The sequence below is a fragment of the Streptomyces capoamus genome, from assembly GCF_014654935.1.
GTDB classification, from domain to species: Bacteria; Actinomycetota; Actinomycetes; order Streptomycetales; family Streptomycetaceae; genus Streptomyces; species Streptomyces capoamus.
On sequence record NZ_BNBF01000005.1, the window covers coordinates 165,153 to 189,422 of the forward strand.

At 74.6% G+C, this 24,270-nt stretch carries 22 protein-coding genes and 1 pseudogene; 3 read left to right on the forward strand and 20 right to left on the reverse strand.

The window, feature by feature from the left end:
- The 19 genes and pseudogenes from IE312_RS39495 to IE312_RS10590 all read right to left on the reverse strand — a co-directional run.
- Window positions 1–196 (reverse strand): annotated as a pseudogene (locus IE312_RS39495) (methylenetetrahydrofolate reductase); the annotation flags it as partial.
- A gap of 243 nt (window positions 197–439) precedes the next feature.
- Window positions 440–886 (reverse strand): DUF7144 family membrane protein, encoded by a 447-nt coding sequence (locus IE312_RS10505; protein ID WP_189980561.1) that lies wholly within the window; start codon window positions 884–886, stop codon window positions 440–442.
- A 131-nt stretch (window positions 887–1,017) separates the two neighbouring features.
- A complete protein-coding gene (locus IE312_RS10510) occupies window positions 1,018–1,527 on the reverse strand; it encodes an O-acetyl-ADP-ribose deacetylase (RefSeq protein ID WP_189980563.1) in 510 nt (169 codons plus the stop codon).
- On the reverse strand, window positions 1,524–2,936 hold the full coding sequence (locus IE312_RS10515) for a phytoene desaturase family protein (RefSeq protein ID WP_189980565.1): 1,413 nt from the start codon (window positions 2,934–2,936) through the stop codon (window positions 1,524–1,526). The genes IE312_RS10510 and IE312_RS10515 overlap by 4 nt, the downstream gene beginning before the upstream one ends.
- A gap of 97 nt (window positions 2,937–3,033) precedes the next feature.
- Window positions 3,034–3,879: an inositol monophosphatase family protein gene (locus IE312_RS10520; protein WP_189980567.1), complete on the reverse strand. Its 846-nt coding sequence runs from the start codon at window positions 3,877–3,879 to the stop codon at window positions 3,034–3,036.
- Between the two features lie 115 nt (window positions 3,880–3,994).
- On the reverse strand, window positions 3,995–5,794 hold the full coding sequence (locus tag IE312_RS10525) for a gamma-glutamyltransferase family protein (protein ID WP_189980569.1): 1,800 nt from the start codon (window positions 5,792–5,794) through the stop codon (window positions 3,995–3,997).
- Window positions 5,795–5,935: 141 nt separating this feature from the next.
- Window positions 5,936–6,244, reverse strand: coding sequence for a hypothetical protein (locus tag IE312_RS10530; RefSeq protein ID WP_189980571.1), 309 nt, complete (start codon window positions 6,242–6,244; stop codon window positions 5,936–5,938).
- Window positions 6,245–6,418: 174 nt separating this feature from the next.
- Entirely contained in the window at window positions 6,419–7,075 is a 657-nt protein-coding gene (locus tag IE312_RS10535; RefSeq protein WP_189980573.1) for an alpha/beta fold hydrolase, read from the reverse strand.
- Window positions 7,076–7,189: 114 nt separating this feature from the next.
- On the reverse strand, window positions 7,190–7,537 hold the full coding sequence (locus IE312_RS10540; RefSeq protein WP_189980574.1) for an STAS domain-containing protein: 348 nt from the start codon (window positions 7,535–7,537) through the stop codon (window positions 7,190–7,192).
- Between the two features lie 272 nt (window positions 7,538–7,809).
- On the reverse strand, window positions 7,810–8,352 hold the full coding sequence (locus IE312_RS10545; protein ID WP_189980575.1) for a DUF1360 domain-containing protein: 543 nt from the start codon (window positions 8,350–8,352) through the stop codon (window positions 7,810–7,812).
- On the reverse strand, window positions 8,336–9,292 hold the full coding sequence (locus tag IE312_RS10550; protein ID WP_189980576.1) for a Rieske (2Fe-2S) protein: 957 nt from the start codon (window positions 9,290–9,292) through the stop codon (window positions 8,336–8,338). The genes IE312_RS10545 and IE312_RS10550 overlap by 17 nt, the downstream gene beginning before the upstream one ends.
- 73 nt (window positions 9,293–9,365) lie before the next feature.
- The gene (locus IE312_RS10555; protein ID WP_189980577.1) at window positions 9,366–10,631 is read right to left on the reverse strand and encodes a cytochrome P450; all 1,266 of its coding nucleotides are present in this window, start codon (window positions 10,629–10,631) and stop codon (window positions 9,366–9,368) included.
- A gap of 138 nt (window positions 10,632–10,769) precedes the next feature.
- Window positions 10,770–11,312 carry a hypothetical protein gene (locus tag IE312_RS10560; protein WP_189980578.1) on the reverse strand — a complete coding sequence of 181 codons (543 nt, stop codon included), beginning with the start codon at window positions 11,310–11,312 and terminating at the stop codon, window positions 10,770–10,772.
- Between the two features lie 174 nt (window positions 11,313–11,486).
- A complete protein-coding gene (locus tag IE312_RS10565) occupies window positions 11,487–11,840 on the reverse strand; it encodes an STAS domain-containing protein (RefSeq protein ID WP_229899483.1) in 354 nt (117 codons plus the stop codon).
- Window positions 11,841–11,869: 29 nt separating this feature from the next.
- Window positions 11,870–13,093, reverse strand: a complete 1,224-nt coding sequence (locus IE312_RS10570; RefSeq protein ID WP_189980580.1) for a PP2C family protein-serine/threonine phosphatase — start codon at window positions 13,091–13,093, stop codon at window positions 11,870–11,872.
- Window positions 13,094–13,105: 12 nt separating this feature from the next.
- Entirely contained in the window at window positions 13,106–14,818 is a 1,713-nt protein-coding gene (locus tag IE312_RS10575) for a RecQ family ATP-dependent DNA helicase (RefSeq protein WP_189980581.1), read from the reverse strand.
- 80 nt (window positions 14,819–14,898) lie between these two features.
- A complete protein-coding gene (locus IE312_RS39500) occupies window positions 14,899–17,703 on the reverse strand; it encodes a prolyl oligopeptidase family serine peptidase (RefSeq protein WP_229899485.1) in 2,805 nt (934 codons plus the stop codon).
- The gene (locus IE312_RS10585) at window positions 17,679–19,460 is read right to left on the reverse strand and encodes an N-acetylglutaminylglutamine amidotransferase (RefSeq protein ID WP_189980583.1); all 1,782 of its coding nucleotides are present in this window, start codon (window positions 19,458–19,460) and stop codon (window positions 17,679–17,681) included. Before IE312_RS10585 ends, IE312_RS39500 begins: the two co-directional genes overlap by 25 nt.
- A gap of 148 nt (window positions 19,461–19,608) precedes the next feature.
- Window positions 19,609–20,781, reverse strand: a complete 1,173-nt coding sequence (locus IE312_RS10590) for a carboxylate-amine ligase (RefSeq protein ID WP_189980585.1) — start codon at window positions 20,779–20,781, stop codon at window positions 19,609–19,611.
- Window positions 20,782–21,047: 266 nt separating this feature from the next.
- Here IE312_RS10590 and IE312_RS10595 point away from each other — a divergent pair, with 266 nt between their 5' ends.
- The 3 genes from IE312_RS10595 (at window position 21,048) to IE312_RS10605 (ending at window position 23,394) form a co-directional block, all read left to right on the forward strand.
- The gene (locus tag IE312_RS10595; RefSeq protein WP_189980586.1) at window positions 21,048–21,326 is read left to right on the forward strand and encodes a GlsB/YeaQ/YmgE family stress response membrane protein; all 279 of its coding nucleotides are present in this window, start codon (window positions 21,048–21,050) and stop codon (window positions 21,324–21,326) included.
- Between the two features lie 157 nt (window positions 21,327–21,483).
- Entirely contained in the window at window positions 21,484–22,548 is a 1,065-nt protein-coding gene (lplAB, locus tag IE312_RS10600) for a lipoate-protein ligase LplAB (protein ID WP_189980587.1), read from the forward strand.
- A gap of 183 nt (window positions 22,549–22,731) precedes the next feature.
- Window positions 22,732–23,394, forward strand: a complete 663-nt coding sequence (locus IE312_RS10605) for a hypothetical protein (protein WP_189980588.1) — start codon at window positions 22,732–22,734, stop codon at window positions 23,392–23,394.
- On the opposite strand, the gene IE312_RS39505 is transcribed toward IE312_RS10605, so the two are convergent.
- The coding region (locus IE312_RS39505) for a cytosine permease (RefSeq protein WP_229899486.1) at window positions 23,351–24,270 on the reverse strand (920 nt) is incomplete at its 5' end. The genes IE312_RS10605 and IE312_RS39505 overlap by 44 nt on opposite strands.

Below are 24,270 nucleotides of genomic sequence, written 5' to 3' on the forward strand. Positions count from 1 at the left end.
AGATGTGCGGTACGGGGACGAAGCCGAGCCGCTTGACCGCGCGGGCGGCCGCCAGCCGGGTCGCGGTGTCCTCGCCGGCCAGGAAGGTGATGTTGATCCTGGTGCCCGGCGGGATGCTGCCGTGCGCCTCCTCCAGACCGGGGACGTCCTTGCCGGTCATCTCCAGGGAGAAGTCGTCCAGCAGGGCAGGGTTCATGGTGCGTCTCGTGCTTCTCGTGCTCCTGGTACGGCTCGCCGCGGCGAGTGGGCCCCGTCGCGGCGCGTACGGCTGGTCCCGGACCCGGCCGATGATGTCACGCGGGGCGCGGGGTCCCGCGGGCAGGGCCGCCGGCCAGGCGGACGGACACGAGGACGGCCACCCCGCCGGACGTTCGCCGCCGGCGGGGTGGCCGTGTGCTGCGGGGGCCCGCGCGAGCGGGCGAAGCGGCCGCCGTGCGCCTCAGGCCGCCGCTTCCTGCCGGGTCGCCAGGGCCCAGATGAGGAAGACGTCGATCGCGATGATGACGAACGACCAGATCGGCTGGTACGGCAGGAAGAGGAACTGCGTGATGAGGCTGAGCGCCACGAAGAACAGGCCGGCGAAGCGGGCCCAGGCCATGTCCATGAGCAGGCCGATGCCGGTCAGCAGGACCAGGGCGCCGAGGATGATGTGGATGACGCCCCAGCCGGTGAGGTTGATCCTGTAGACGTAGGCGCCGATGCGGAAGTAGACGTTGTCACCGGCGACCGCGGCGATGCCCTCGAGCACGGCGAGGATGCCGTTGCACACCATCAGTACGCCGGCGAACGTGACCCCGCCGGTCGCCCAGCCGCCGTGCCGGGCCGCGGTCTGCCGCGGGCCCCCGCCCGGGGAGGCCGGTCCGCCGGCCTGTGCTGCCTGGCTCATGAGCGTGTCCTCTCTGCCGCCCCGTTCGTCCGGTGCTCGCGAGGAGCGCGGGGGCATTTCGAGGTTCGGCCAGGCGGCGGCCGGGCGCACCGGGTGTTGGGCCATTCGGGTGATCCGCGTCCGGGCGCGGGTCAGCCGGTCAGCCGGGCGAAGGCGTCGTAGGCGCGCTCGTCGAACAGCACGAACCGGACCTCCGTCACGGCCGTCGCGGTGCTCCGGACGGTGTCGACCGCGATCCGCGCCGCGTCGTCCATCGGCCAGCGGTACACGCCGGTGGAGATCGCCGGGAACGCGACGGTGCGGGCGCCCAGCTCGTCGGCGACCCGCAGGGACTCGCGGTAGCAGGAGGCGAGCAGGTCCGAGCGGTCCTCGTCCGGGCTGTACACCGGGCCGACGGTGTGGATCACCCAGCGGGCGGGCAGTTCGCCCGCCGTGGTGGCGACCGCCTGTCCGGTGGGCAGGCCCTTGCCGTACCGGGAGGCGCGCAGCGCGCGGCACTCCGCCAGCACGGCGGGGCCGCCGCGGCGGTGGATGGCGCCGTCCACCCCTCCCCCGCCGAGGAGGGAGGAGTTGGCCGCGTTGACGAGGGCGTCGGCGTGCTGCCGGGTGATGTCGCCGCGGACGAGGGTGAGGGTGGTCATGGCGCCTGCCGCAGTCTCCGCCAGACGGCCTTGGCGGCGTTGTGGCCGGACATGCCGTGCACGCCGGGTCCGGGCGGGGTGGCCGAGGAGCAGAGGAACACGGCCGGGTGGGGCGTGTGGTAGGGGAACAGGGACAGCTTGGGGCGCAGCAGGAGCTGGAGTCCGGAGGCCGCGCCGCAGGCGATGTCGCCGCCGACGTAGTTGGCGTTGCGGGCGGCCATCTCGGCGGGTCCGGCGGTGGCGCGGGCGAGCACGCGGTCGCGGAAGCCGGGGGCGAAGCGCTCCAGCTGGCGTTCTATGGCGTCGGTGAGGTCTCCGGACCAGCCGTTGGGCACATGGCCGTACGTCCAGAAGACGTGCTTGCCGTCGGGGGCGCGAGTGGGGTCGGCCACGCTGGGCTGCACGGTGATCATGAACGGCCTGTCGGGGGCGCGGCCCTCCCGGGAGGCGGCGCGCAGGGCGGTGCCGATCTCCTCCTGGTCGGCGCCGATCTGCACGGTGCCGGCGGTGCGGGCCTCGGGCGCGGTCCACGGCACCGGCCCGTCCAGCGCGTAGTCGATCTTGAAGACGCTGGGGCCGTAGCGGTAGTTCGCGTAGTAGTCGCCGAAGCCGGCGATGCGGGCGAGCGCGGCGGGCGAGGTGTCGAAGACGTAGGCGCGCGCGGGCGGCAGGTCGTCCAGCCGCTTGACCTCGTAGTCGGTGTGCACGGCGCCGCCGAGGTCGGCCAGGTAGGCGGCGAGGGCGTCGGAGATGGCCTGGGAGCCGCCGCGGGGCACCGGCCAGCCGCGGGCGTGCGCGGAGAGGGCGAAGACCAGCCCGATGGCGCTGGTGGCCAGGCCGTCCAGCGGCGCCATCACATGGGCGACCAGGCCGGCGAAGAGGGTCTTGATCCGGTCGTCCTGGAAGCGGCGCATCAGCCAGCTGGACGGCGGCAGGCCGACCAGGCCGAAGCGGGCCAGGGTGACGGGGTCGCGCGGGAGCGCGGTGAGCGGCAGGGACATGAAATCGCGTACGAGGGTGTCCCAGCGGGCCAGGAGCGGTTCGACCAGCCTGCGGTACGGCCCCGCGTCGCGCGGTCCGAAGGAGGCGGCGGTCTCGGCCACCGAGCGCGACAGCACGGCCGCGCTGCCGTCCGGGAACGGGTGGGCCATGGGCAGCGGGGCGTGCAGCCACTCCAGGCCGTACCGGTCGAGGGGCATGCCGCGGAACGCCGGCGAGTTCACGCCGAGGGGGTGGGCGGCCGAGCACGGGTCGTGCCGGAAGCCGGGGAGGGTCAGCTCCTCGGTGCGGGCGCCGCCGCCCACGGTGGACTTCGCCTCGAACAGGGCCACGGAGAAACCGCGGCGGGCCAGCTCCACGGCAGCGGTCAGTCCGTTCGGCCCCGCACCCACCACGACCGCATCGAGCATCGACGGCACCTTCGGACCCCTTCGTCAGCCGACGGGCATTCTGGATCAGGATATGCCGGGGGACCGCCGCTCCCCCGGGCCGGGTGGCCCCGGAGGGTCAGGGCGCGCCGCGCAGCAGGCCCGCCACCCGGCGGGCGGTGGCCGCGTCCCGGGCGGCGGTGAACGGCAGCGCGTTGCCGCCGGTGACGCGGAACGGCTCGCCGCTCAGGGTGAGGTGCGTGCCGCCCGCCTCCTCGACCAGGAGCAGACCGGCCGCGTGGTCCCAGGCGGCTTCCCAGGAGAAGGCCACGGCGTCGAGTGCGCCGCGGGCGACGGCGAGGTACTCCAGGCCCGCGGAGCCGCACGGGCGCGGGGCGATGCCCTCGCTCCACAGCGCGCGCAGCGCGCGCTTCTGCTCGTCGGTGGTGTAGTCGGGGTGGGAGGTGGCGACGGCGAGGTCCCGGCCGGGCTCGGGCGAACCCGCGGACAGGCGCTGCCCGTCGAGGAAGGCGCCGTGGCCGCGGACGGCGGTGGCGAACTGCTCGCGCGCCGCCGCGTAGGTCCAACAGGCCCGTACGACGCCCCGCTGGACGAGGGCGACCAGGGTGCAGAAGCCGTCGTCGCCGTGGACGAACTGGCGGGTGCCGTCGACCGGGTCGACGATCCAGACCGGGGCGTCGCCCTGGAGCGCCTCGTACACCGCCGGGTCGGCGTGCACGGCTTCCTCGCCGACCACGGCCGAGCCGGGCAGCAGGGCGCCGAGATCCTCGGTGAGCCGCAGCTCGGCGAGGCGGTCGGCGTCCGTCACCAGGTCGTGGGGGCCGTTCTTGCGGTCCACCTCGTGCGCGGCGAGGCGGCGGAAGCGGGGCAGGATCTCGGCGGCGGCGGCCTTGCGGACGGCCTCCTCCACGTCGGCCGAGCAGCGGGCGAGAAACTCCTCGATGGTTTCCGTCTCTTCGATCATGCCTCCCATCAGACCACGGCCCACTGACAATCCCTCCCGCCGTCCCTGCACGCGAGGTGGAATCGGGATGAAGAGCCGGAACCGTCCCGTTCCGCCCCGGGGTCCGGCGCCGCCGTCAGCGGCCGACGGCGTAGCCCTGCATGCCGCGCGGGTTGGCGGCCGCCGACAGCACGCCGGTCTCCGGGTCCCGGGCCACCGCGCACAGCCGTCCCTCGGACCAGGCGGGGCCGACGGTGACGTCATGGCCGCGCCGCCGCAGCTCCTCGATCACCCCCGGCTCGGTGCGGGACTCCACGGTGACGCTGCCGGGCTGCCGGCCGCGTGGGTGGAAGGAGCTGGGGAAGCTGTCGTTGTGCCAGTTGGGGGCGTCGACGGCGCCCTGCAGGTCGAGTCCGCCGCGGACGGGGGCGCGCAGGGCGGCGGCCAGGAAGAAGTGCAGCTGCCACTGGTCCTGCTGGTCGCCGCCGGGCGTGCCGAACGCCAGGACCGGCACGCCGTCGCGCAGCGCGAGGGACGGGGTGAGGGTGGTGCGGGGGCGGCGGCCGGGGGTGAGCGTGCCCGGCAGGCCCTCCTCCAGCCAGGTCATCTGCAGCCGGGTGCCGAGCGGGAAGCCCAGCTCGGGGACGACCGGGTTGGACTGGAGCCAGCCGCCGCTGGGCGTGGCCGCGATCATGTTGCCCCAGCGGTCGACGACGTCCAGGTGGCAGGTGTCGCCGCGGGTGGTGCCGTCGGCGGCGACGGTGGGCTCGCCGCCGCCCAGCGGATCGAAGCGCCGACCGCTGCCGTCCGGTACGCGCGCGGGTGCGAGGGCGAGGGCGGGCAGCCGCGGGGTGCGGCCGCCGGGGCTGCCGGGACGCAGGCCGTGGTCGGCCTTGTCACCGACGAGGGCGCGCCGTGCGGCGTTGTAGTCGTCCGACAGCAGGTCCGCGAGCGGCACCTCGGCGGCGTCCCCGTACCAGGCCTCGCGGTCGGCCATGGCGAGTTTGCAGCCCTCGACCAGCAGGTGGACGTAGTCGGCGGAGCCGTACGCGGGCAGCTCGGGCGGGAGCAGGGCGAGCTGCTGGAGCAGGACGGGGCCCTGGCTCCAGGGGCCGGCCTTGCACACGGTCCAGCCGTTCCAGTCGTACGTCACCGGTGTCTCGTAGGTCGCCGACCAGCCCGCGAGGTCGGCCTCGGTGAGCGTGCCGGTGTGCCGCTCGCCGCTGGTGTCCAGGGTGGGCCGCCGCGACTGCCGCACCAGCGCCTCGGCGATGAAGCCGGAGCGCCACACCTCGCGCGCGGCGTCGATCCGCGCCTCCCGGCCGCCCGCGCGGGCGGTCTCGGCCAGCAGCCGCTTCCAGGTGGCGGCGAGGGCGGGGTTGCGCAGCAGGGTGCCGGGACGGGGTGCCCGGCCGCCCGGCAGGTACAGCTCGGCCGAGGAGGTCCATTCGGTCTCGAAGAGCCGTCGTACGCTGTCGACGGTCAGACCAACGTTCTCGACGGGCGCGTGGCCGTGTTCGGCGTACCCGATGGCGTAGCCGAGGACGTCGTCGAGGGACTTGGTGCCGTGGTCGCGCAGGAGCAGCAGCCAGGCGTCGAAGGCGCCGGGCACGGCGGCGGCGAGCGGCCCGGTGCCCGGTACGAGGTCCAGCCCCAGGCCCCGGTAGTGCGCCGGGGTGGCGCCCGCCGGGGCCACGCCCTGTCCGCACAGCACGCGTACCGCGCCGCCCGCCGGGGCGAGCAGGATCGGCACCTCGCCGGCCGGGCCGTTGAGGTGCGGTTCCACGACGTGCAGCACGAAGGCTCCGGCCACGGCCGCGTCGAAGGCGTTGCCCCCGCCCTCCAGGACCGCCATGGCCGACTGGGAGGCGAGCCAGTGGGTGGAGGACACCATGCCGAAGGTGCCCTGCAGGGTGGGGCGCGTCGTGAAGTGCATCTCCGCCTCGGTGGTCGCGTGCGTCGGCCGTCGCGTGCGCCGGCCGGCGTCGCCGGTGGCCGGGACGCCAGGGGAGAATCTAGGGAGTCCGGGACCGTCGCGGTATCCCGCCTCCCGTCCCGGCCGTCCGCGGCGCGGCGCTCACGGCCGGGGGCGGACGCGCTGCCAGCGCGGGCGTGCGTCGCCGCCGCGGTGTCCGGCCACGGAGGCGCAGCGCCGGCACACCCGCTGGACCCGGTCGGCCGCGCCGCCGGACTCCGGGAAGGTGTCGGGCCAGCCGACGTGCGGGAAGCGCACCAGTTGCGAGCGGCTGAGGGACAGCCCGCACACGGTCTCGTTCCGGCCCGGCTCCCAGGCGTGGACCTCGCCGGCGGGCAGCCTGCGGCGGCCCTCCTCCTCGTCGGTCCACTGTCCGGAGGCGGCGACCGCGTACTGCTTGCCCCGTTTCACCACTGCACCGTGCTCCCCTCGAACGGGCGTCCTGCCCGACTCGTCCGGCCTGGTCGGGCCGCCGCGGCCGGGTCGCGCGGCCCGCACCCGGCGAGTGCCACGGAAGCCGCCGTCCCATACCTGCGGCGCGCACCCTCTGTCGGGCCGCACGCGCAGGGTGGCGGCACCGGGACGTCAGCGGTGCCGGGCGGCTTCGGCGATGAGGGCGGAGGTGAGCCCGCCCCGCCGGTAGGGGAAGTTGTGGGCGCCGGGGACCGTCACCCACCGTCCGCGCGGTGCCCGCGCGGCCAGCTCGCTCACCCACGGCTGCGGGGACAAGGCGTCGTGCTCGCCCCGCACGACGAGGACCGGGCAGGCCACCCGGTCGACCAGCCGCTCGGGAGCCTCCCGGAGCGCCGACCGCAGGTACCGGTGGAGGTCTCGCCCGGCGCGGAGGAAGTACGGCGCGGTGACGCGGATCTCGCCGGGTGACTCGTGCGCCACCGTGCCGGGCAGGACCCGCAGCAGGCCGGTGACCCGGCGCGCCGCGGGCGGGAAGACGGGGCTCATCAGCACCAGGGAGCGCACCCTCTCGGGCCGGGCCGCGGCCACTCGGCACGCGATCTGGGCGCCGGTGGAATGGCCCGCGAGCACGACCGGTGCGCGGGGGACCACGTCGAGCCAGGCGCGGACCGCCTCCGCGAGCGAGGAAACGTCGGGCGGGTGGACGGCGCGGGGCCCACGATGTCCGAATCCCGGTACGTCCAGCAGGAAGGAGCGCGTCCACGCGCCGCACCCTTCCAGGGCGTCGACCAGGTAGCCCAGGGCCCCCAGTCCGGGGACCAGGACCACGGGGGGCACCGCTCGGCACTCGCCCGTCTCCAGGCTCCGTACCGGGTGACCCGCCACCTGGTCCCAGCGGGCCGTGCACCGCTGTCGCCCGGACGTGGGCACGGGCCGCGCCGCTCAGACGGTCAGGGCCTGGTCGGAGCCGGCCACGGCCCTGGTGTCGGCCGCGAACAGGTCGTAGGTCTCCGTCAACTGCAGCAGACGGACGGGCTGGGACTGCAGCCCGGTGACGGCCAGCAGACCGCCCTCGGCGAGCAGGCGCCGGCGCAGCAGCACCAGCAGGTTCAGCCCGCTGGAGTCCATGAAGGACACGCCCGAGAGGTCCAGGAACAGCGGCTTCCCGCTCGGCTGTACACCCAGTGCGGCCCGCGCCAGTTCGGGGCAGGTCTGCAGGTCCATGTCCCCGTGGACGGTGATCACGGTGCGGTCGGTGTCCCGGTGTGTCACCACGGTGAAGTCGTTCATTGGTTCGCCCCTCGCAATCCAGGGGTCGAGCCCATCACGTCCTCCGGCCATGGAGGACATCAAGCACGCGGCATCAGGCCGCGTACAGCCGAGCAAGACAACCCGTACCGCGTCCCGGTCAGCACAGAGCGGTGACCTTCGAGGGCGGCGCGGGGCCTCTCACCAGACCAGGCTGGTTCCATCGAGCGTCGCACAGACGATCGACATTGGCCAGCCCGCCCCCGTGAACAGAGCGTAAGCGGGCGGCGCATCGCGTCCGCGGCGGCTCCGGCTCACTCCTTCGTGGCCTTCCCCACCAGCCCGCCGTAGGCGAGTTGCAGGGCGTCCGCGCCGGCCAGTGCGGCCAGCGCGCCCATGGCGGTGCGGGTGGCGCGCGGCCACAGCAGCTGGCCGGCGGTCAGGGTGGACACCACCCACACGCTCATGCAGAAGGGGCAGGTCAGCAGCTCACCCACCGTTTCCTTGCCGTCCTCCGCCTGCACCTCCTCGTGCAGTTCGGCCGGGCCCTGCACACCGACGTACCGGGTGAAGGGCGCGCGCAGTGGACTGGTGACCGACGCCTTGCTCAGCAGCCGGCTGAGCCGGAACGTGGCCACCGCGGTGAGCGCCACGTCCCAGGGGTGGGGCCGGTCGGGCAGGGGGCGACCGCGCAGCCGTACGGCGGTGGCCCAGGCCGCCGTGTAGGCGCCGAACCCCGTCATGGCCGCCAGGTAGCCGCCCAGCGGCCGGTCGTGCCCTGCCGAGTACCGCTGCCGCGTGCGCCGGGCGAGACCGTGCACGCAGCGCCCGAGGCGGTTGTCAGCCGCTGCGCCCATGGGGTGCCTCCTGTTCCGTGTCCGTGTCTGCGCTGTCGTCCGCCGGCTGCCCGGGAACCTGGTCGCGCAGGCGTATCTCCACCTGTCCGCCGGTGACGCGGGTCTCGAAGGCCGGCTGGGGCGCGGTGGCGGGGCCGCTGACGTTCCAGCCGTCCGAGAGGCGGAAGACGCTGCCGTGCCACGGACACCGCACACACCCGTCGGCGACGGTGCCCTCGGAGAGGGGCCCCGCGAGGTGGCTGCACCGGTCGGCCAGCGCGCGGAGCGTCCCGTCGTCGTCGCGGACGATCAGCACCGGTACGTCCTGCACGGTCCGCCGCACCGGCCGGCCGGCCGGGAACTCGGCCACGGCACCGGCCCGGTACCAGTCCTCGCCGAGGAGGGACGGGACCTCTTCGGCGTGGTTGGCCCCGGAGGCCTGCCGGTACGCCAGGTGACCGCCCAGCAGGCCGCCGGTCCCGGCCACCGTCAGCCCGAGGAAGCCGAACGCGCGGCCCGCGCCCTTGGCGCCCCTGGCGCGGCAGGCGAGCGAGGCGGCGTACAGTCCGACGGCCGCCGTGTTGGCCAGCGCGTGCACCAGGCCCACGCGCTGTTGCCGGGGGCGCAGTTCCGCCCAGTCGACGGCCCCCGACAGGGCCGCCGGGGCGGCCGCCGCCGTGCCGAGGCCGATCAGCAGCCCCGCCTCACGGGAGCGGCCGGGCCACAGGTCCAGCACCGCGGCGGACAGCCAGCTCCCGATCGGCACCTGCACCAGCAGCGGGTGCAGCGGGTGACCGAGCCACCTGCCGTGCAACAGGTCCCGGCCGTCCCCCAGCGGGAGCGCCCGTATCCCGCGGCCGACCACGTCGATCACCGGATCCGCCCAGCTCAACCGCTCCAGACCGTCCAGCAACCGCACGACCTTGTTCGCGCCTGTCCGGCGTCGTGGCGTTGTGCTCATGGGCGGCCGGGTCCCCGTCCGTGACGAGGGCAAACGACCCTGATCCGCGGCCTGCGGCGGTGACCGGCTGCCGTCACCCGACGGCCGCGGGCGCGTGCGCCGGTGTCCGGACGCCGGTCATGACGAAACCACTGCGCGGCCGCGTGGGGACACGCCCCAGCGGAATGCCCAGGTCCTGTTCCGGCACCGTGTACTCGAGGCGTGCGAGCCGCACCGCCAGGGCTTCCAGCAGGCCGATGGTGAGGCCCTCGCCGGGGCACCGGTGGCCGCTTCGGGGATCACCGCCGCCCTGCGGGATCAGCTCGTCGCGCTCCACCGGCCGGTCGAGGAACCGCTGCGGGCGGAAGGCGTACGGGTCCCCCCACAGCTCCTCGTCGTGGTTCTGGCCGTAGACGTCCAGCAGCACCATGCCGCCGGCCGGAATCCGCTCGCCGCGCCAGGACAGGTCGCGGGCCGCGCGCCCGCCCAGGAACGGGGCGAACGGATAGAACCGGCGCACCTCGTGGACGAAGGCGGCCGTGTACGCCGTGTCCCCGGCCCGCAGCCGGTCCCGGTGCTCCGGCCACCGGTGCAGCGCGTGCGCCGTGAAGACGGCGAACCAGCCGACCGCGACCGTGGGCCGGATGACGTTCAGCAGCTCCACGGCGGCCGTCCCGGCGTCGAGCAGGCTGCCGTCGGCGTCCCGGTGCCGGGCCAGCCGGTCCAGGACCGAACCCTCGGGGGCGGCGGCCCGTCCGGAGCGCACGTCCTCCACCAGCCGGGCCAGCCGGTCCTCCAGCCGGCCACGGGCCCGCCGGGCACGCCAGTGGCGCGGGCCCAGGGTGGCGAAGCCGTCCACCAGGGCGACCAGGTCGCGGGCCGTGGACCGGGCGTCGGCCCGGTCCAGCGGGATGCCGGCCCAGGCGCACACCCCGCGGGTGAGGACCGGGCCCACCGCGTCGAAGAGGACGACGCGCTCGCACGCCGTCCACGCGGGCACCTCCTCGTCCCACGCCCACGTGACGTGTTCGACCAGGCCGGCGATCAGGTCGGGCCGCAGGAGGGGCAGGAAGAACTCCTTGCGGACGCGGTGGGCCTCACCGTCGAGGGTGTGCACGGGACCGTGGCCGAAGAGGGTGCCGAGGACGGGTTCCGGGATGGCTCCCGCACGGCGCACGTTGCGCTCGTCGTAGAAGAACCGGACCGCCTCCGGGCCGCGCACGGCCAGCGTGGGCCGGCCCAGGAGCCTGGTGCGCAGCACCCGGTCCGGGTGCCGGCGCAAGCGGTCGGGCAGCCAGGCGTAGCCCTCGGCCAGCAGGGCGGGGGAGGCGTCGATGAGCGGGCGACTGAGTGCGTTCATGGCGACCGGGTGCCCCTGCCGGCCGCTCGGACGCGCGATCGGCCGCTTCGACGCGCACGCCGCCCGCACGGCGCACAGCACGAGGCGCGCACAGCACGAGGCGGCTGCCCCCGACGGGCAGCCGCCTCCGCGCCCGGGTCACCCACCCGCGTGCAGCGCCTCGTCGGCCTGGCGGACCCGCCACTCCTCGACCGTGTCCTGCTGTCGCCGGGCCCGTTCGAGCAGGGTGTCCAGCCGGGCGGCGTCCAGCCGCCCGTCCGCCGCGCTGAGCCGGCGCAGGCTCTGCCAGACGGCCACCTTCCCCTCGATGCCCAGCCGCAGCCCCTCCAGGTCCAGCAGGATGCCGAGCGGGGAGGGCCCTACCAGGTGACCGTTGGGCTTCAGCCGTCCGGCCCGCTCGGCCGCCCACCCCGCGCACACCTTGTAGCGGCGGACGGGAATGCCGAGATCCCGCATGATGGCGAGCAGGGCCGCCCGGTCCTCGGCGATCTCCGCCGCCACGGGTTCCAGCGCACGGCCGAGCGCGGAACCGCGGGCGGTGCGCGCCAGGCGGGCGGCGCGGCCGGTGCCGGCGGTGGCGCCGGCGAGGTGGTCGTTGAGGTAGATACCGAGCAGCTTCGCGTCGACGCCGGGCGGCGTGCGGCGCTGACGGCGCGCGACAGGACTCGGGCTGGCATTCATCTGCGGACTCCTTCGGTCGGCGGGGTGTGCGTGTGCGGGGTGCGAGCGGCGGATCGTCTCCCTCGGACCGGTCCGTGCCGCTGCGCGGCCACGAGTACCGCGGTAACCCCGTCCGTAGTCCCGCCGCTCCGGTGTGCCGACCGGCCGGGAGCGTGCCCCTTCCCCGGCCGCCGGTCATCGCGGGACGGCGTCCGGGGAAGGGTAAGTGGGGATGACCTGGTCCACGCCGGTGATCTGCAGCATCCTCAGCACCGGCGGGCTCGGTGCGACCAGGGCGAGGCGGGCGCCGGTGCTCCGGGCGGTGCGGTGGGCGGTGATCAGGCACGTGAGTCCGGTCGAGTCGAGGAACGTGACGCCGGACAGGTCCACCAGCACCATGTCGTGGCCGCCGTCCACCAGCGGCTGCACGGCGTCGGCGAGACGGTGAGCGGTGTGCAGGTCCACATGGCCCGTGACGGTCACGAGACGCCGGCCGGGGGCCGTTGTCCGCACCCGTACGTCCACGGAGGTGTCCGGGTCGCCGCTCACGCGGTCCTCCTCTCCTGGCCGGCCGCGCCTCATGGGGTCAGCTCCTGCTGGTCGCTTCCGCGCCACTCGGTGAGCAGCACGGTGGCGTCGTCGTCGAGCCGCCCGGCATGGTGGTCCATGACGGCCGCCATCAGCCGGCGCAGAGTCTCGTGCAGGGTGTGCCGGCCGGCGTGCTGGCGGCGGATGAAGTCGACGAACCGGTCCCGGCCGAACTCGCTCCCGTCGGCGTCACGGGCCTCGACGAGCCCGTCGGTGTACAGCAGCAGACGGTCGCCGGGCTGCAGCTGTTCGGTGCGCTGGATCACCGGCAGGCCGAGGGCGCTGCCCATGGGGCCGGCCGGCGGGCAGACCAGCTCGATGGCCCAGCGGTTGTCGCGGACGAGGAGCGGCAGGTGATGGCCGCGGTTGATCCAGGCCAGCCGTCCGCTCGCCGTGTCGAGGTCGGCCAGGATGCCGGTGACGTAGCGGGTGGTGCTGAACTGTTCCAGCAGCACGCGTTCCACCTGCCGGCTGGTCTCGGCCAGTGACGCGCCCTGGCGGCGGGCGTTGCGGCAGGCGGCCACGGCGACGTTCGCGGTGATGCCGGCGGTCGTGTCGTGGCCCATCGCGTCGAAGATGCTCAGGTGCAGTGTGGTGCCGGCGACGGCGTAGTCGAAGGCGTCGCCGCCGACCTGGTACGCCGGTTCCATCACCGCGCCGACCGTGACGTCGTGTCCGGCGTAGGCGGGAGGCGGGGTGAGGTTCCACTGCATCTCGGCGGCGACGTTCATCGCCTCGGTGCGCACCAGCCGGGCGTAGGAGTCGCTGAAGGAACGCTTGCTGAGCAGCAACAGGGCCGTCGTCGATGCCAGGTCGCGCAGGGTCTGACGGGTGGGCTCGTCGTCACCGTCGGTGTCGGCCCTCAGTACGCCCAGGCGCTCCACGCCGTCGGTGACGGCCACCCACCACCGCCGCCGTCCGCCCGGCGTGCCGTCCTGCCCCGGCTCGGCGAGCACGTCCACGCGCTGGTACGCCTGACCGGGCAGACTGCCCTGGACGGTGTACTCCTCGCCCCCGCCCCCGGCGTCGCACCCCTCGCCGGTGAGCCGGCGCAGCACCGTCTCGCGGATGTCGACGACGTAGACGGCCGCGTCGTGCAACCCGGCCCGGGCGGCGTGCTCCGCGACCAGGCCGGGGATCTGCTCGAGCGTGACGGTGTGGCTGGCCTGCATCATCCGTACCAGCGACAGAGCGGTCGCGGCCCTGTCGACCATGCCCTCACCCCCTCATCCTCCGGCCTCCGGCCGGCTCTCGTGCGGGCCGCTCACCACGGTGAGCAGGTCGTCCCGGGCGGCCAGGGCGTCCAGGGAGAGGGTGCGGTAGCCGACCTCGTCGAAGAGCACGGTGATGCGGTCGCCGTCCTCGCTCAGCACGGTGCCGCGGCCCCACTCGTCGTGCCGCACCGCGGCTCCGGGCGGATAGGCGCCGGCGTCCGGGTGCCGGTCGCTGCTCGTCACGTCGCTGCCGCCGCTCTCCTGCTCGTCGCACATGTCGCAGTTGCCGCAGGGGGCCTCGTACTCCTCACCGAAGTATCCCAGCAGGAAGCGGCGCCTGCAGCCGGTCGTCTCGGCGTACGCCCGTGCCATGTCCACCCGTGAGCGGTCCATGCGCTTGTGGGCCTCGGCGGTGTCCACGGCGCGCCGCACCGCGCGTGACGGCGCCGTGCCCGGGACCGGGCGGATGGCGCCCGAGGCGTCCGTGACCAGGGCGCCGGTCTCCTCCAGCAGGTTCACGGCCGTGGTGACCCGGGCCCGCGACAGGTCGGTGTCCCGGCGCAGTTCCCCGACGTCCGGCGGATCGTCACGGTGGTGGTGCACCGCCCTCACGACCGCGTCGACGGCCTCCGGACGGGGTGTGCGGCTGCTGAAGAACGCCTGCATGCCGGTGTCCTCGGTGCGGAAGTGCAGCACGGCGAGGGCGGGCTGCCCGTCGCGGCCGCAGCGTCCGATCTCCTGGTAGTAGGCGTCCAGGGAGCCGGGCAGCGAGGCGTGCAGCACGAACCGTACGTTCTCCTTGTCGATGCCCATCCCGAAGGCCGAGGTCGCCACCACGACGTCCAGGTCCCCGGAGAGAAACTCCTCGTGGATCCGCCGGCGTTCGGCGGCCCGCAGTCCCGCGTGGTAGGCGCCGGCGGCCAGCCCGAGACCGGCCAGCTCGGCGGCGTAGGACTCGCTGTCCTTGCGCGTGGCCGCGTAGACGATGCCGGGCTTGGGAGCGGCGGCGGCGTCCTCCAGGACACGGGCCCGCCGTTCGTCGTCCTCGAGGTGACGGCGCGCCTCGAGCCTGATGTTGGGGCGGTCGAATCCGGTGACGAGCTGCCGCGGCCGGTCCATGCCGAGCCGTTCGACGATGTCCTGCCGTACCGGTGGCGCGGCGGTCGCCGTGAGGGCGAGCACGGGCGGCCGGCCCAGCCGCCGTACCGCCTGCGCCAGACGCAGGTAGTCGGGCCGGAAGTCGTGGCCCCACGAGGACACGCACTGGGCCTCGTCGACCACGACGAGGGCGGGGCGCGCCTCGGTCAGCCGTTCCACGACCTCGTCCTTGGCCAGCTGCTCCGGGGACAGGTAGACGTAGCGCACCGAGCCCTCGCGCACCGCCTCCCAGGCCTCCTCGGTCTCCGCGGCGCCGAGGTCGGAGTTCACGGCGACGGCGCCCGGGCCCCGCTCGCCGCCGGGCAGGCCGGCGATCTGGTCCCGCTGCAGGGCCAGCAGGGGCGACACGACGACGACGGGTCCGGACAGCAGCAGGGCGGGGACCTGGTAGACGGCGGACTTGCCGGATCCGGTCGGCATCACGACGAGGCTGTCCCGCCCCTCCAGCACCCACTCCATGGCGGTCAGCTGTTCCGGACGCAGCTCCTCCCAGCCGAACACCTCGGCGGCCGTCTCGCGCAGCCGCCCGGCCCCCCGTCCGCGGGCCGCTGCTCCTTCCCCGGTCATGGCGCTCTCCTCGCTCGGTGGCAGGGCCGTCCTGGGTACCCCCGCCTCGGGCGAGTACCCCGGACACGTCGGTCAGGTGCTCAGATGCTCAGGTGCCGTTGCAACCAGTCGGCGGCGGCCCGGCGGAAGAGCCGCCGGTTGTCGGCGCGGAGGAACTCGTGCCCCTCGTCGAGCAGGGTGAGCAGTTCGGCGCTCACACCGCGCTCGCGCGCCGCCCGCACGAACTGCTCCGACTCCCCCGGTGGCACGTTGGTGTCGTGTTCCCCGTGCACGGCGAGCACCGGTGCCCGCAGCGCGTCGACGCGGCTCATCGGTGACAGCGCGCGCAGCAGTTCGCGGTCGCGTTCGGGATGGCCGTACTTGTGGGCCGCCGACTGGGCGATCCAGGGTTCGGTGCCCTCGAAGAACGTCGCGAGGTCCGACATGCCGCACACCGCGATCCCGGTGCGGAAGAGGTCCGGGTGCCAGACCAGGGAGGCGAACGTGAGGTAGCCGCCGTAGGAGCGGCCCATGACCGCCAGCCGGGCGGGATCGGCCGGTCCGGCCAGCACCGCGTGGGCGGCGCAGTCGGCGACGTCCTCGATGGCGGCGAACCGGCCCCGGCCCAGGTCCGCGTCCACGAACGACCGGCCGTACCCGGAGGATCCGCGGACGTCGGGGGCGAAGACGTCCAGTCCGCGCCCGAGGATCTCGTGGTACAGCGGGTTCAGGACGGGACGCTCCTGGTCCTCCGGGCCGCCGTGCAGGTAGATGACGCAGGGGGCGGGTTCGCCGGGGCCGCGGCCCGGCGCACGGTAGTACCAGCCGTTCAGCGGCAGTCCGTCCCGGGCGGTGGGACGCAGCGGGACCGGCCGCACGGGCGGGCGGCCCGGGGGAACGGCGTCCTCGTCGCGTGACGACCACGGGGTGCGCACCGGGGTCGCGCCGTCGGGCAGCCACCAGATGCCGGGGCGGCGGCGGGACCCGGACAGGGCCAGCAGCAGGCGGGGGCCGGCGTCCGCGATGCGCGTGACCACTTCGTGGGGCAGGGCCACGGACCGGGACGATCCCGCGTCCGCGCCGGTCCGGGACGGTCCCGTGTCCGCGCCGGGCCAGGACGGACCCGTATTCCCGCGGAACGGGCCGGAGTTCCCGCCGGCCCAGGACGGGTCCGCGTCCGTGTCCGCGCCCGCGCCGGTCCGGGACGGTCCCGTGTCCGCGCCGGGCCAGGACGGGCCCGTGTTCCCGCGGAACGGGCCGGAGTTCCCGCCGGCCCAGGACGGGTCCGCGTCCGTGTCCGCGCCGGTCCGGGACGATCCCGTGTCCGCGCCGGGCCAGGACGGACCCGTGTCCGCGCCGGGCCAGGACGGGCCCGTGTTCCCGCGGAACGGGCCGGAGTTCCCGCCGGCCCACGACGGGTCCGCGTCCGCGCCGGTCCGGGACGGTCCCGTGTCCGCGCCGGGCCAGGACGGACCCGTGTCCGCGCCGGGCCAGGACGGGCCCGTGTTCCCGCGGAACGGGCCGGAGTTCCCGCCGGCCCACGACGGGTCCGCGTCCGCGACGGTCCGGGACGGTCCCGTATCCGCGCCGGGCCAGGACGGACCCGTGTCCGCGCCGGCCCACGACGGGCCGGTGTCAGCGCCGGGTCGGCCCGGCGCGTCCGTGGCCAGCACCTCCACCTCGCTCATCCCCCGGACGTTCCAGGCGAGCACGGCGGAACCGCCGTCGCGGGTACACCGCAGCAGTTCCAGGTCGGTGCCCTCCCGCGCGGCGGCGACCGACCAGCCGCGCGGCCGGCCTTCCGGGTCGAGTGCGGCGGCCAGCAGCACCGCGAACTCCCGGTGGGCGTTGCTGCGCAGCCAGAGGGTGTCCGCGCGGGGCGAGAAACCGCCGATCCACGGGTCCCCGTCGGCCACCGGCAGCACACAGGTCGTCTCGTGGTCGGCGGTGCGCAGCACGGCCGCCTCGCGCCGGCCGCGGGGTCCCCGGCGCAGCAGCGCCAGCGCCCCGTCCCGGCTCAGGTCGCACACGCGGAGCGTCGCCGCGTCCTTCTCGACGGCGAGCAGGACGGGGGCGGCGACGCCGTCGGGGTCGATGAGGTACGCCGACAGCCCGTCGCCGAACCCGGCCGCCGGGGCGGTCCTGCCGCCCGGCGCGCCGATCGGCGCCGTCCCTACCGTGAGCAGGGGTGAGGGCAGCCGTGGCCCGAGGTCGGTGTGGGGCGTGGGCCCCAGGAGCTCCGTGCCGCCGGCCGGCCCCTGCCAGTGGGGCGTCAGGTGGCCGTCGGCCGGCCCGGGGGCGGACGCGCCGGCCTCCCCGGTGGTGTCCGGCGCGGATCCGGCGGTGGGGACCGCGACCGTGACGGCGACCGCGGATCCGTCGTGCGCCCAGCAGCCCAGGTGGGCGGAGCTGCCCGGCTCGGCCCCGGCCAGGACGTGCCGGTCGCTGCCGTCGGGGCGGACGCACAGCACCCTCGTGTGCTCGCCGCCGCCGGGGGCCGTGGTGTAGGCGATCCAGCGGCCGTCGGGCGACCAGGACACCTCCGTCACGGGGTCCGGTCCGTCGTCGAGCAGGTGGACGCCGTCACCGTCGACGGGCCCCGTCCACAGCTGTGGCACGCCGCCCCGGTCGCAGATGAAGGCGACACGGGTGCCGGCCGGGTCGGCCGAGGGGTACCAGCAGCCGTGCGCGATGAGCCGTGTCGGCGCGTCGCGCGGCCCGGAGGCGTTCGGCAGCGGGACCCGGGCGGGCGCGGCGAAGCCGGCCGTGAGGCCGTCCCGGGCCGGCGGGACCGGGTGGGCGGTCCCGTTCAGGTGGGCGGTGGGCCACCCGGCACCGGCCGGGCCGGCGTCGGGCGGCCGTACCGCGGGCGGTTCACCGGTCAGATTCCGTGCGTCTGCAGCCATATCTCCAGCAAAGCCACTTGCCACAGCGCGTTGGCGCCGCGCTTGGTGCGGTGTCGGTCGGGGGCCGCCAGGAGTTCGGCGACGTAGGAGTCCCGGAAGAGCCCGCGCCGCTTCGCCTCGGGGGCGCCCAGCGCCTCGCGCACCCTGTCCAGGACGGGTCCGGCCATGTGGGTGATCGCCGGGACCGGGAAGTAGCCCTTGGGGCGGTCGACCACGTCGCGGGGCAGCAGTTTGCGGCCGGCCTCCTTCAGGACGCCCTTGCCGCCGTCGGCCAGCTTCAGCTCCGGCGGGCACGCGGCCGCCAGCTCGACCAGTTCGTGGTCCAGGAACGGCACGCGGGCCTCCAGGCCCCAGTCCATCGTCATGTTGTCGACCCGCTTGACCGGGTCGTCCACCAGCATGACATGGGTGTCCAGGCGCAGGGCCGCGTCGAGCGCCGTCTCGGCCCCCGGTGCCGCCATGTGCTCCCGGACGAAGTGGCTGGAGACGTCGTCCCGCGGCAGCATGTCCGGTTGCAGCATCGCGGCGAGGTCGGCGTGCGTCCGGTCGAAGTACGTCTCGATGTACTTGTCCGGCTCGTCCTGCCGGGCCACGGAGGCCAGGTCCGGGTACCAGTGGTAGCCGGCGAAGACCTCGTCGGCGCCCTGGCCGCTCTGGACGACCTTGACGTTCTCGGACACCTGCTCGGACAGCAGGTGGAAGGCGACGACGTCGTGGCTCATCATGGGCTCGCTCATCGCTGCGACCGCCGCGTCCAGGGCCGTCGACACCCGGTGCGAGGGGACCACCAGCTGGTGGTGATCGGTGGCGAACTCCTTGGCCACCAGGTCGGAGTAGCGGAACTCGTCCCCCTCGTCGCCGCCCTCCGCCTCGAAGCCCACGCTGAACGTCGCCAGGTCCCGCTGCCCCTCGTCGGCCAGCAGGGCCACGATCAGGCTGGAGTCCAGTCCGCCGGAGAGCAGCACGCCGACCGGGACGTCGGCGACCATCCGCCGCCGCACCGCGGTGCGCAGCGCCTCCAGCACCGCGTCACGCCACTCGTCGGCGCCCATGCCGGCGTGCTCCGGACGGCGCGTGTACGACGGCTGCCAGTAGCGGTGTTCCCGGGAGGTGCCGTCCGGTTCGACGACCCGCACGGTGGCCGGGGGCAGCTTGCGCACCCCGGCCAGCACGGTACGGGGTGCGGCCACGGTCGCGTGCCAGCTGAGGTACTGGTGGACGGCGACCGGGTCGAGCGAGGTGTCGACGTCGCCGGCCGCGAGCAGGGCGGGCAGGGAGGAGGCGAAGCGCAGCCGCCCGGGGGTCTCGGCGAGGTACATCGGCTTGATGCCGAGCCGGTCGCGGCCCAGGACGAGCCGGCCGGTGCGGTGCTCGACGAGGGCGAAGGCGAACATGCCGTGGAAGTGGTCGACGCAGTCGGTGCCCCACTGGCGGTACGCCGCGAGGACGACCTCGGTGTCGGAGGTGGACCGGAACCGGTGGCCGAGCGCCGTCAGTTCCGCGCGCAGCTCCTTGTAGTTGTAGATGCACCCGTTGAAGACGCCGGTGATCTCCTGCTCCGCGTCGGTCAGGGGCTGTGCCCCGCGCTCGGACAGGTCGATGATCTTCAGACGGCGGTGCCCCAGCGCGACGGCGCCCCGCGACCAGACGCCCTCGCCGTCGGGCCCGCGGGCGGCGAGCCGGTCGGTCATCCGCTGCACGGCCGCCAGGTCGGGGCGCGTGCCGTCGAAGCGCATCTCTCCGCTCAGACCGCACATCGGGAACCACCTCCCTGCTGCGTGTACGGGGGGCGCGGGGCGCGCGGCGCCGAAGGGTGCGGCGCGCCCACCGGTATGTGGCCGGGACTGATCGACACGGTGGTGCTTCTCCTTCTGGACATGTGCGGGATCGGGACGGGACGCGTGCTCAGCGGCCGGCGCCGGAGGGGTACGCGACGGGCCGTCCCGGTGCGGTGATGTGCCGGGCGGGCGCGGCGGGCCGCCGGCGCGGGTGGTCCTCGCCCCGGGTCTCCGCGATCGCCAGGTCGGTGCAGGCGAGCAGGTCCTCCTGCTCGGCGGTGCGGCGCATGCGGTGGGCGGCGCTGCCGGTGGCGAGGGCCCGCTCCGCGAGGTCGCGGACCGTGTGCCAGTCCCCGGCGGCCTCGAGCGCCGGGCGCACCCGCTCCAGCAGGCGCCGGACGACCTGGGCCGCGGGCGCCTCGTGCCGGGTCGCGGGGTCGATCAGGGCACCTTCCAGGCCCGACCGCGCGGCCCGCCAGGAGGCGGCGCGCAGCCACTCGTGCCGGCCCGGGCAGGCGGGCGCGTCCGCCGCCTCCAGCCGCTCGCGGGCCTCGGTGACCAGCGCGCGGTACAGCCCGGCGATCAGCACGACCGTCTCCGCCCGGGGGGAGGCGTCGCAGATGCGCAGTTCGAGGGTCCGCTGGTGGTCGGACGGCCGGATGTCGTGGTAGATCATCCCCGCGTCGCTGATGACACCGGAGTCGATCAGGCACCGCACGGCCTCGTCGTACTCGGCGGCGTCGGCGTAGCATCCCGGCGGGCCGGCGGTGGGCCAGCGCTGCCACACCATGGTGCGCCAGCTGGCGTAGCCGGTGTCGGCGCCCAGCCAGAAGGGGGAACTGGCGGACAGGGCCAGCAGGATGTGCAGCCACGGGGACACCTCGCACATGAGGCGCACGGCGAGGTCGCGGTCGGGTACGTCGACGTGGACGTGGGTGCCGCAGATCAGCTGCTCGTCGGCGATCATGCGGTACTCGTCGACCATCTGGCGGTAGCGGCTCCCGGCGGTCGGGCGGGTGTCCTGCGTGCGGGCCAGCGGTACGGTCCCGGCGGCCACGACCGCCAGTCCGTGCGCGCTCGCCGCGGCATCGAGCCTGCGTCTGGTGCTGATCACGTCGTCGTAGAGACCGGCGAGCGACTCGTGCACCCCGCTGTTGGACTCGACGGTCGCCTGCTGCAGCTCGGTCGTGAAGGTGCCTGCGGGGAGCTTCTCCAGCATGGTGTCGGCTCGCGGAGCGAGCAGGCCCGTCTCCACCTCGACGATGTGGAACTCCTCTTCCACTCCGATGCGAACGGTCACGGCTCTCCTAAGGTGACGGGCGAATGCTGACTGCCTCACCCGGGACTCGACCCGCCCACCGGTGCGCGGAGGCGGTCTGTGCACCTCCGACTTCCCAGCAGACCCATTGCTAAGCAGGGGTGCTCTCCGGAGAACGCGACGTCACAGATGAGCGCGCGAGTGCCGCACAAAAAAAGTCCGCGATTCCACGACAGGACGTTTGTGCGGGCGAAGTCGGTACACACGAGGAGCTAACACAGTCTTTATCCGACGAGACGGAGACGCACATGGGCATCATCGCGTGGATCATCATCGGCCTGCTCGCCGGCGCCATCGCCAAGGCCATCATGCCGGGCAAGGACCCGGGCGGCATCATCATCACCATGCTCATCGGTGTGGCCGGCGGTCTGCTGGGCGGCTGGCTCGGCAAGGTGATCTTCAACGTCGACTCCGTCGACGGGTTCTTCGACCTGTCCACCTGGATCGCCGCGATCGTGGGCTCCCTCATCCTTCTCGCCCTCTACCGCGTCATCACCGGCAATCGGCACTCGCACCGCCACGCGTGACAGGCTGAACGCCGAACCCGTCGGAACGACCTCCGCCGGGCCTCCCCAGCCGCTCCCCCTAGGGAGCGACTGGGGAGTTTTCGCGTCCGGGGGCGCCCGGGAACACCCAGGCGGGAGCGGACGTTGATCCCGGACGGCGGAAACGGAGGTCCAGGCGGTGCACGGTGAGTACAAGGTGCCCGGCGGCAAGCTCGTCGTCGTGGACGTGGAGGCCGAGGACGGCGTGCTGCGGCACGTACGCGTCGCGGGCGACTTCTTCCTGGAGCCGGACGAGGCGCTGGACGCGGTGAACCGCGCCCTCGAAGGCGCACCCGCCGACACCGGCGCGGCGGGACTGGCCGCGCGGATCGAGGCGGCGCTGCCCCCGGGGACGGTGATGTACGGGCTGAGCGCGGACGGCGTCGGCATCGCGGTGCGCCGGGCGCTCGCGCGCGCCACGGACTGGACGGACTACGACTGGCAGCTGATCCACGACGCCCCACAGCCCCCGGCCCTGCACATGGCGCTGGACGAGGTGCTGACCGCCGAGGTCGCCGCGGGCCGGCGGCCGCCCACGCTGCGGGTGTGGGAGTGGGGGGCACCGGCGGTGATCATCGGCAGCTTCCAGTCGCTGCGCAACGAGGTGGACCCGGAGGGCGCCGCACGGCACGGCGTCGAGGTGGTGCGCCGGATCTCCGGCGGCGGCGCGATGTTCGTGGAGCCGGGCAACACGATCACCTACTCGCTGTCGGTGCCCGAGTCGCTGGTCCAGGGCCTGTCCTTCCAGGACAGCTACGCCTACCTCGACGACTGGGTGCTGGGCGCCCTCGGCGACATGGGCATCCGGGCCTGGTACCAGCCGCTGAACGACATCGCCACGGACCAGGGCAAGATCGCGGGCGCCGCGCAGAAGCGGATCGTCGGACCCGACGGCGGCCCGGGCGCCGTGCTGCACCACGTGACCATGTCGTACGACATCGACGCGGACAAGATGGTCGAGGTGCTGCGGATCGGGCGGGAGAAGCTGTCCGACAAGGGCACGGGGAGCGCGAAGAAGCGGGTCGACCCGCTGCGCCGGCAGACCGGGCTGCCGCGTGAGGCCGTCATCGACCGGATGATCGCGTCCTTCCGGGCGCGCTACGGCCTGGCGCCGGGCGGGGTGACCGACGCCGAACTGGCCCGGGCGCAGGAGCTGGCCCGCACCAAGTTCTCCTCCCCGGAATGGACCGCGCGGGTGCCGTAGGCCCGAACGGGGGTCCGGCGCACGGCAGATACCGGGCAAAGCGGCACACCGTGCCCGGGCTGTCGTGACCGGCCGGGCACGCAGCGCGTTGGCACTTCCGCCCCACAGGCACACGTGTGACACTGTCGTCCCCCGTCCACCCTGCGGACCCCTCCACACCCCTTCCCCCACGAGAAGTGCGCCGTGCGTTCCCTTCCTCTGCCGCTCGCGCTGACCGCGCGTCTCACGCCGGTCGCGGTCCTCGCCTGTGCCGGCTGGGCGCTGACGTCCGGGCCGACCGCGCCGCCCGCCCCGGCCGGGCACCAGGCCGCCTCGAAGGCGCCCGCCGGAGCCGCCTCCGCCGCCCCCTCCCCCGGCGGGGCGCAGCGGACGTACACCACCGCGCCCGCCCCCTGCGCCGCCGTGCCCGCGGCCACCGTGAAGTCGCTGGTGCCGGGCGCCGGGCCGGCCGGCAAGGAGATTCCGTCGACGGACACCGGCCTGCGCCGCACCTGCTCCTGGAACGCCCTCAAGGGGTACGACTACCGCTGGCTCGACGTGTCGTTCGAGATCGGGGCGTCGGAGCAGGAGGCGACGCAGGAGTACGGGCAGCGGGTCGCCGAGAAGAGCGGCGGCGGACCGGTGCCGGGGCTCGGGGACAGCGCGTACTCGGTCGTGAACCTCACCACCGAGGACGGGCAGCAGACCCGTGAGGGCGTCGTGCTGGTCCGCGTCGCCAACGCCCTCGTCGTCGTCACCTACAACGGCAGTGACTTCGAGTCCCGGAAGGCCCCCGCCACCGACGAGATCAACAAGGGGGCCATCAAGGCCGCCCGGTCCGCGGTGGCCGCGCTGGGCCGCGGGTGAGCCGGGTCAGGCCGAGGTAGAGCACCAGGGAGGTGCCCAGGCCCACCGCCCAGCCGTAGTCGGCGAGGGGGGCCAGGGCGGGGACCGGGCGGCCGTCGGTCAGGGGCCTGAGGCTCGCCCCGCCGACGGCGAGGACACCGCCCGCCAGGAAGGCGACGACCGCCCGCCAGTTCCAGCCGCCCGTGTACCAGTAGCGGCCGCCCGCCCGGTACAGGTCGGCGAGGTCGAGCCGGGTGCGGCGCACGAGCCAGTAGTCGGCGACGAGGATGCCCGCGACCGTGCCGAGCAGGCCGCCGACGAGCCCGAGCCAGGTGAAGATGTAGCCCCGCGGGTCGGAGTACAGCTTCCAGGGCAGGATCAGCACGGCGAGGACCGCGGTGATCAGGGCGCCGGTGCGGAAACTCACCTTGCGCGGGGCGACGTTGGAGAAGTCGAAGGCCGGGGAGACCAGGTTCGCCGCGATGTTCACGGACAGGGTGGCCACCAGCACGGTGACCAGGGCGTACAGCAGGCCGGCCGCGTTGTCCGTCTTCGCCGCCAACTGCACCGGGTCCCAGACCGGTTGCCCGTAGACGGCCTGCGAGCCGGAGGTCACCAGGACCGACAGGAACGCGAACAGGGTCATCGTGGTGGGCAGGCCGAGGGCCTGGCCCCAGGTCTGGGCCCGCTGGCTCCTGCCGTAGCGGGTGAAGTCGGGGATGTTCAGCGACAGCGTGGACCAGAAACCGATCATGCCCATGAGGGAGGGCCAGAACAGCTTCCAGAAGCCGCCGCCCCAGCCGAGCCGGGACGGCTGGTCGAAGAGCGGGCCGACGCCGCCGGCCCTGGCGCTCATCCACCCCAGCATCACGAAGGCGCCGACGAGCACGAAGGGCG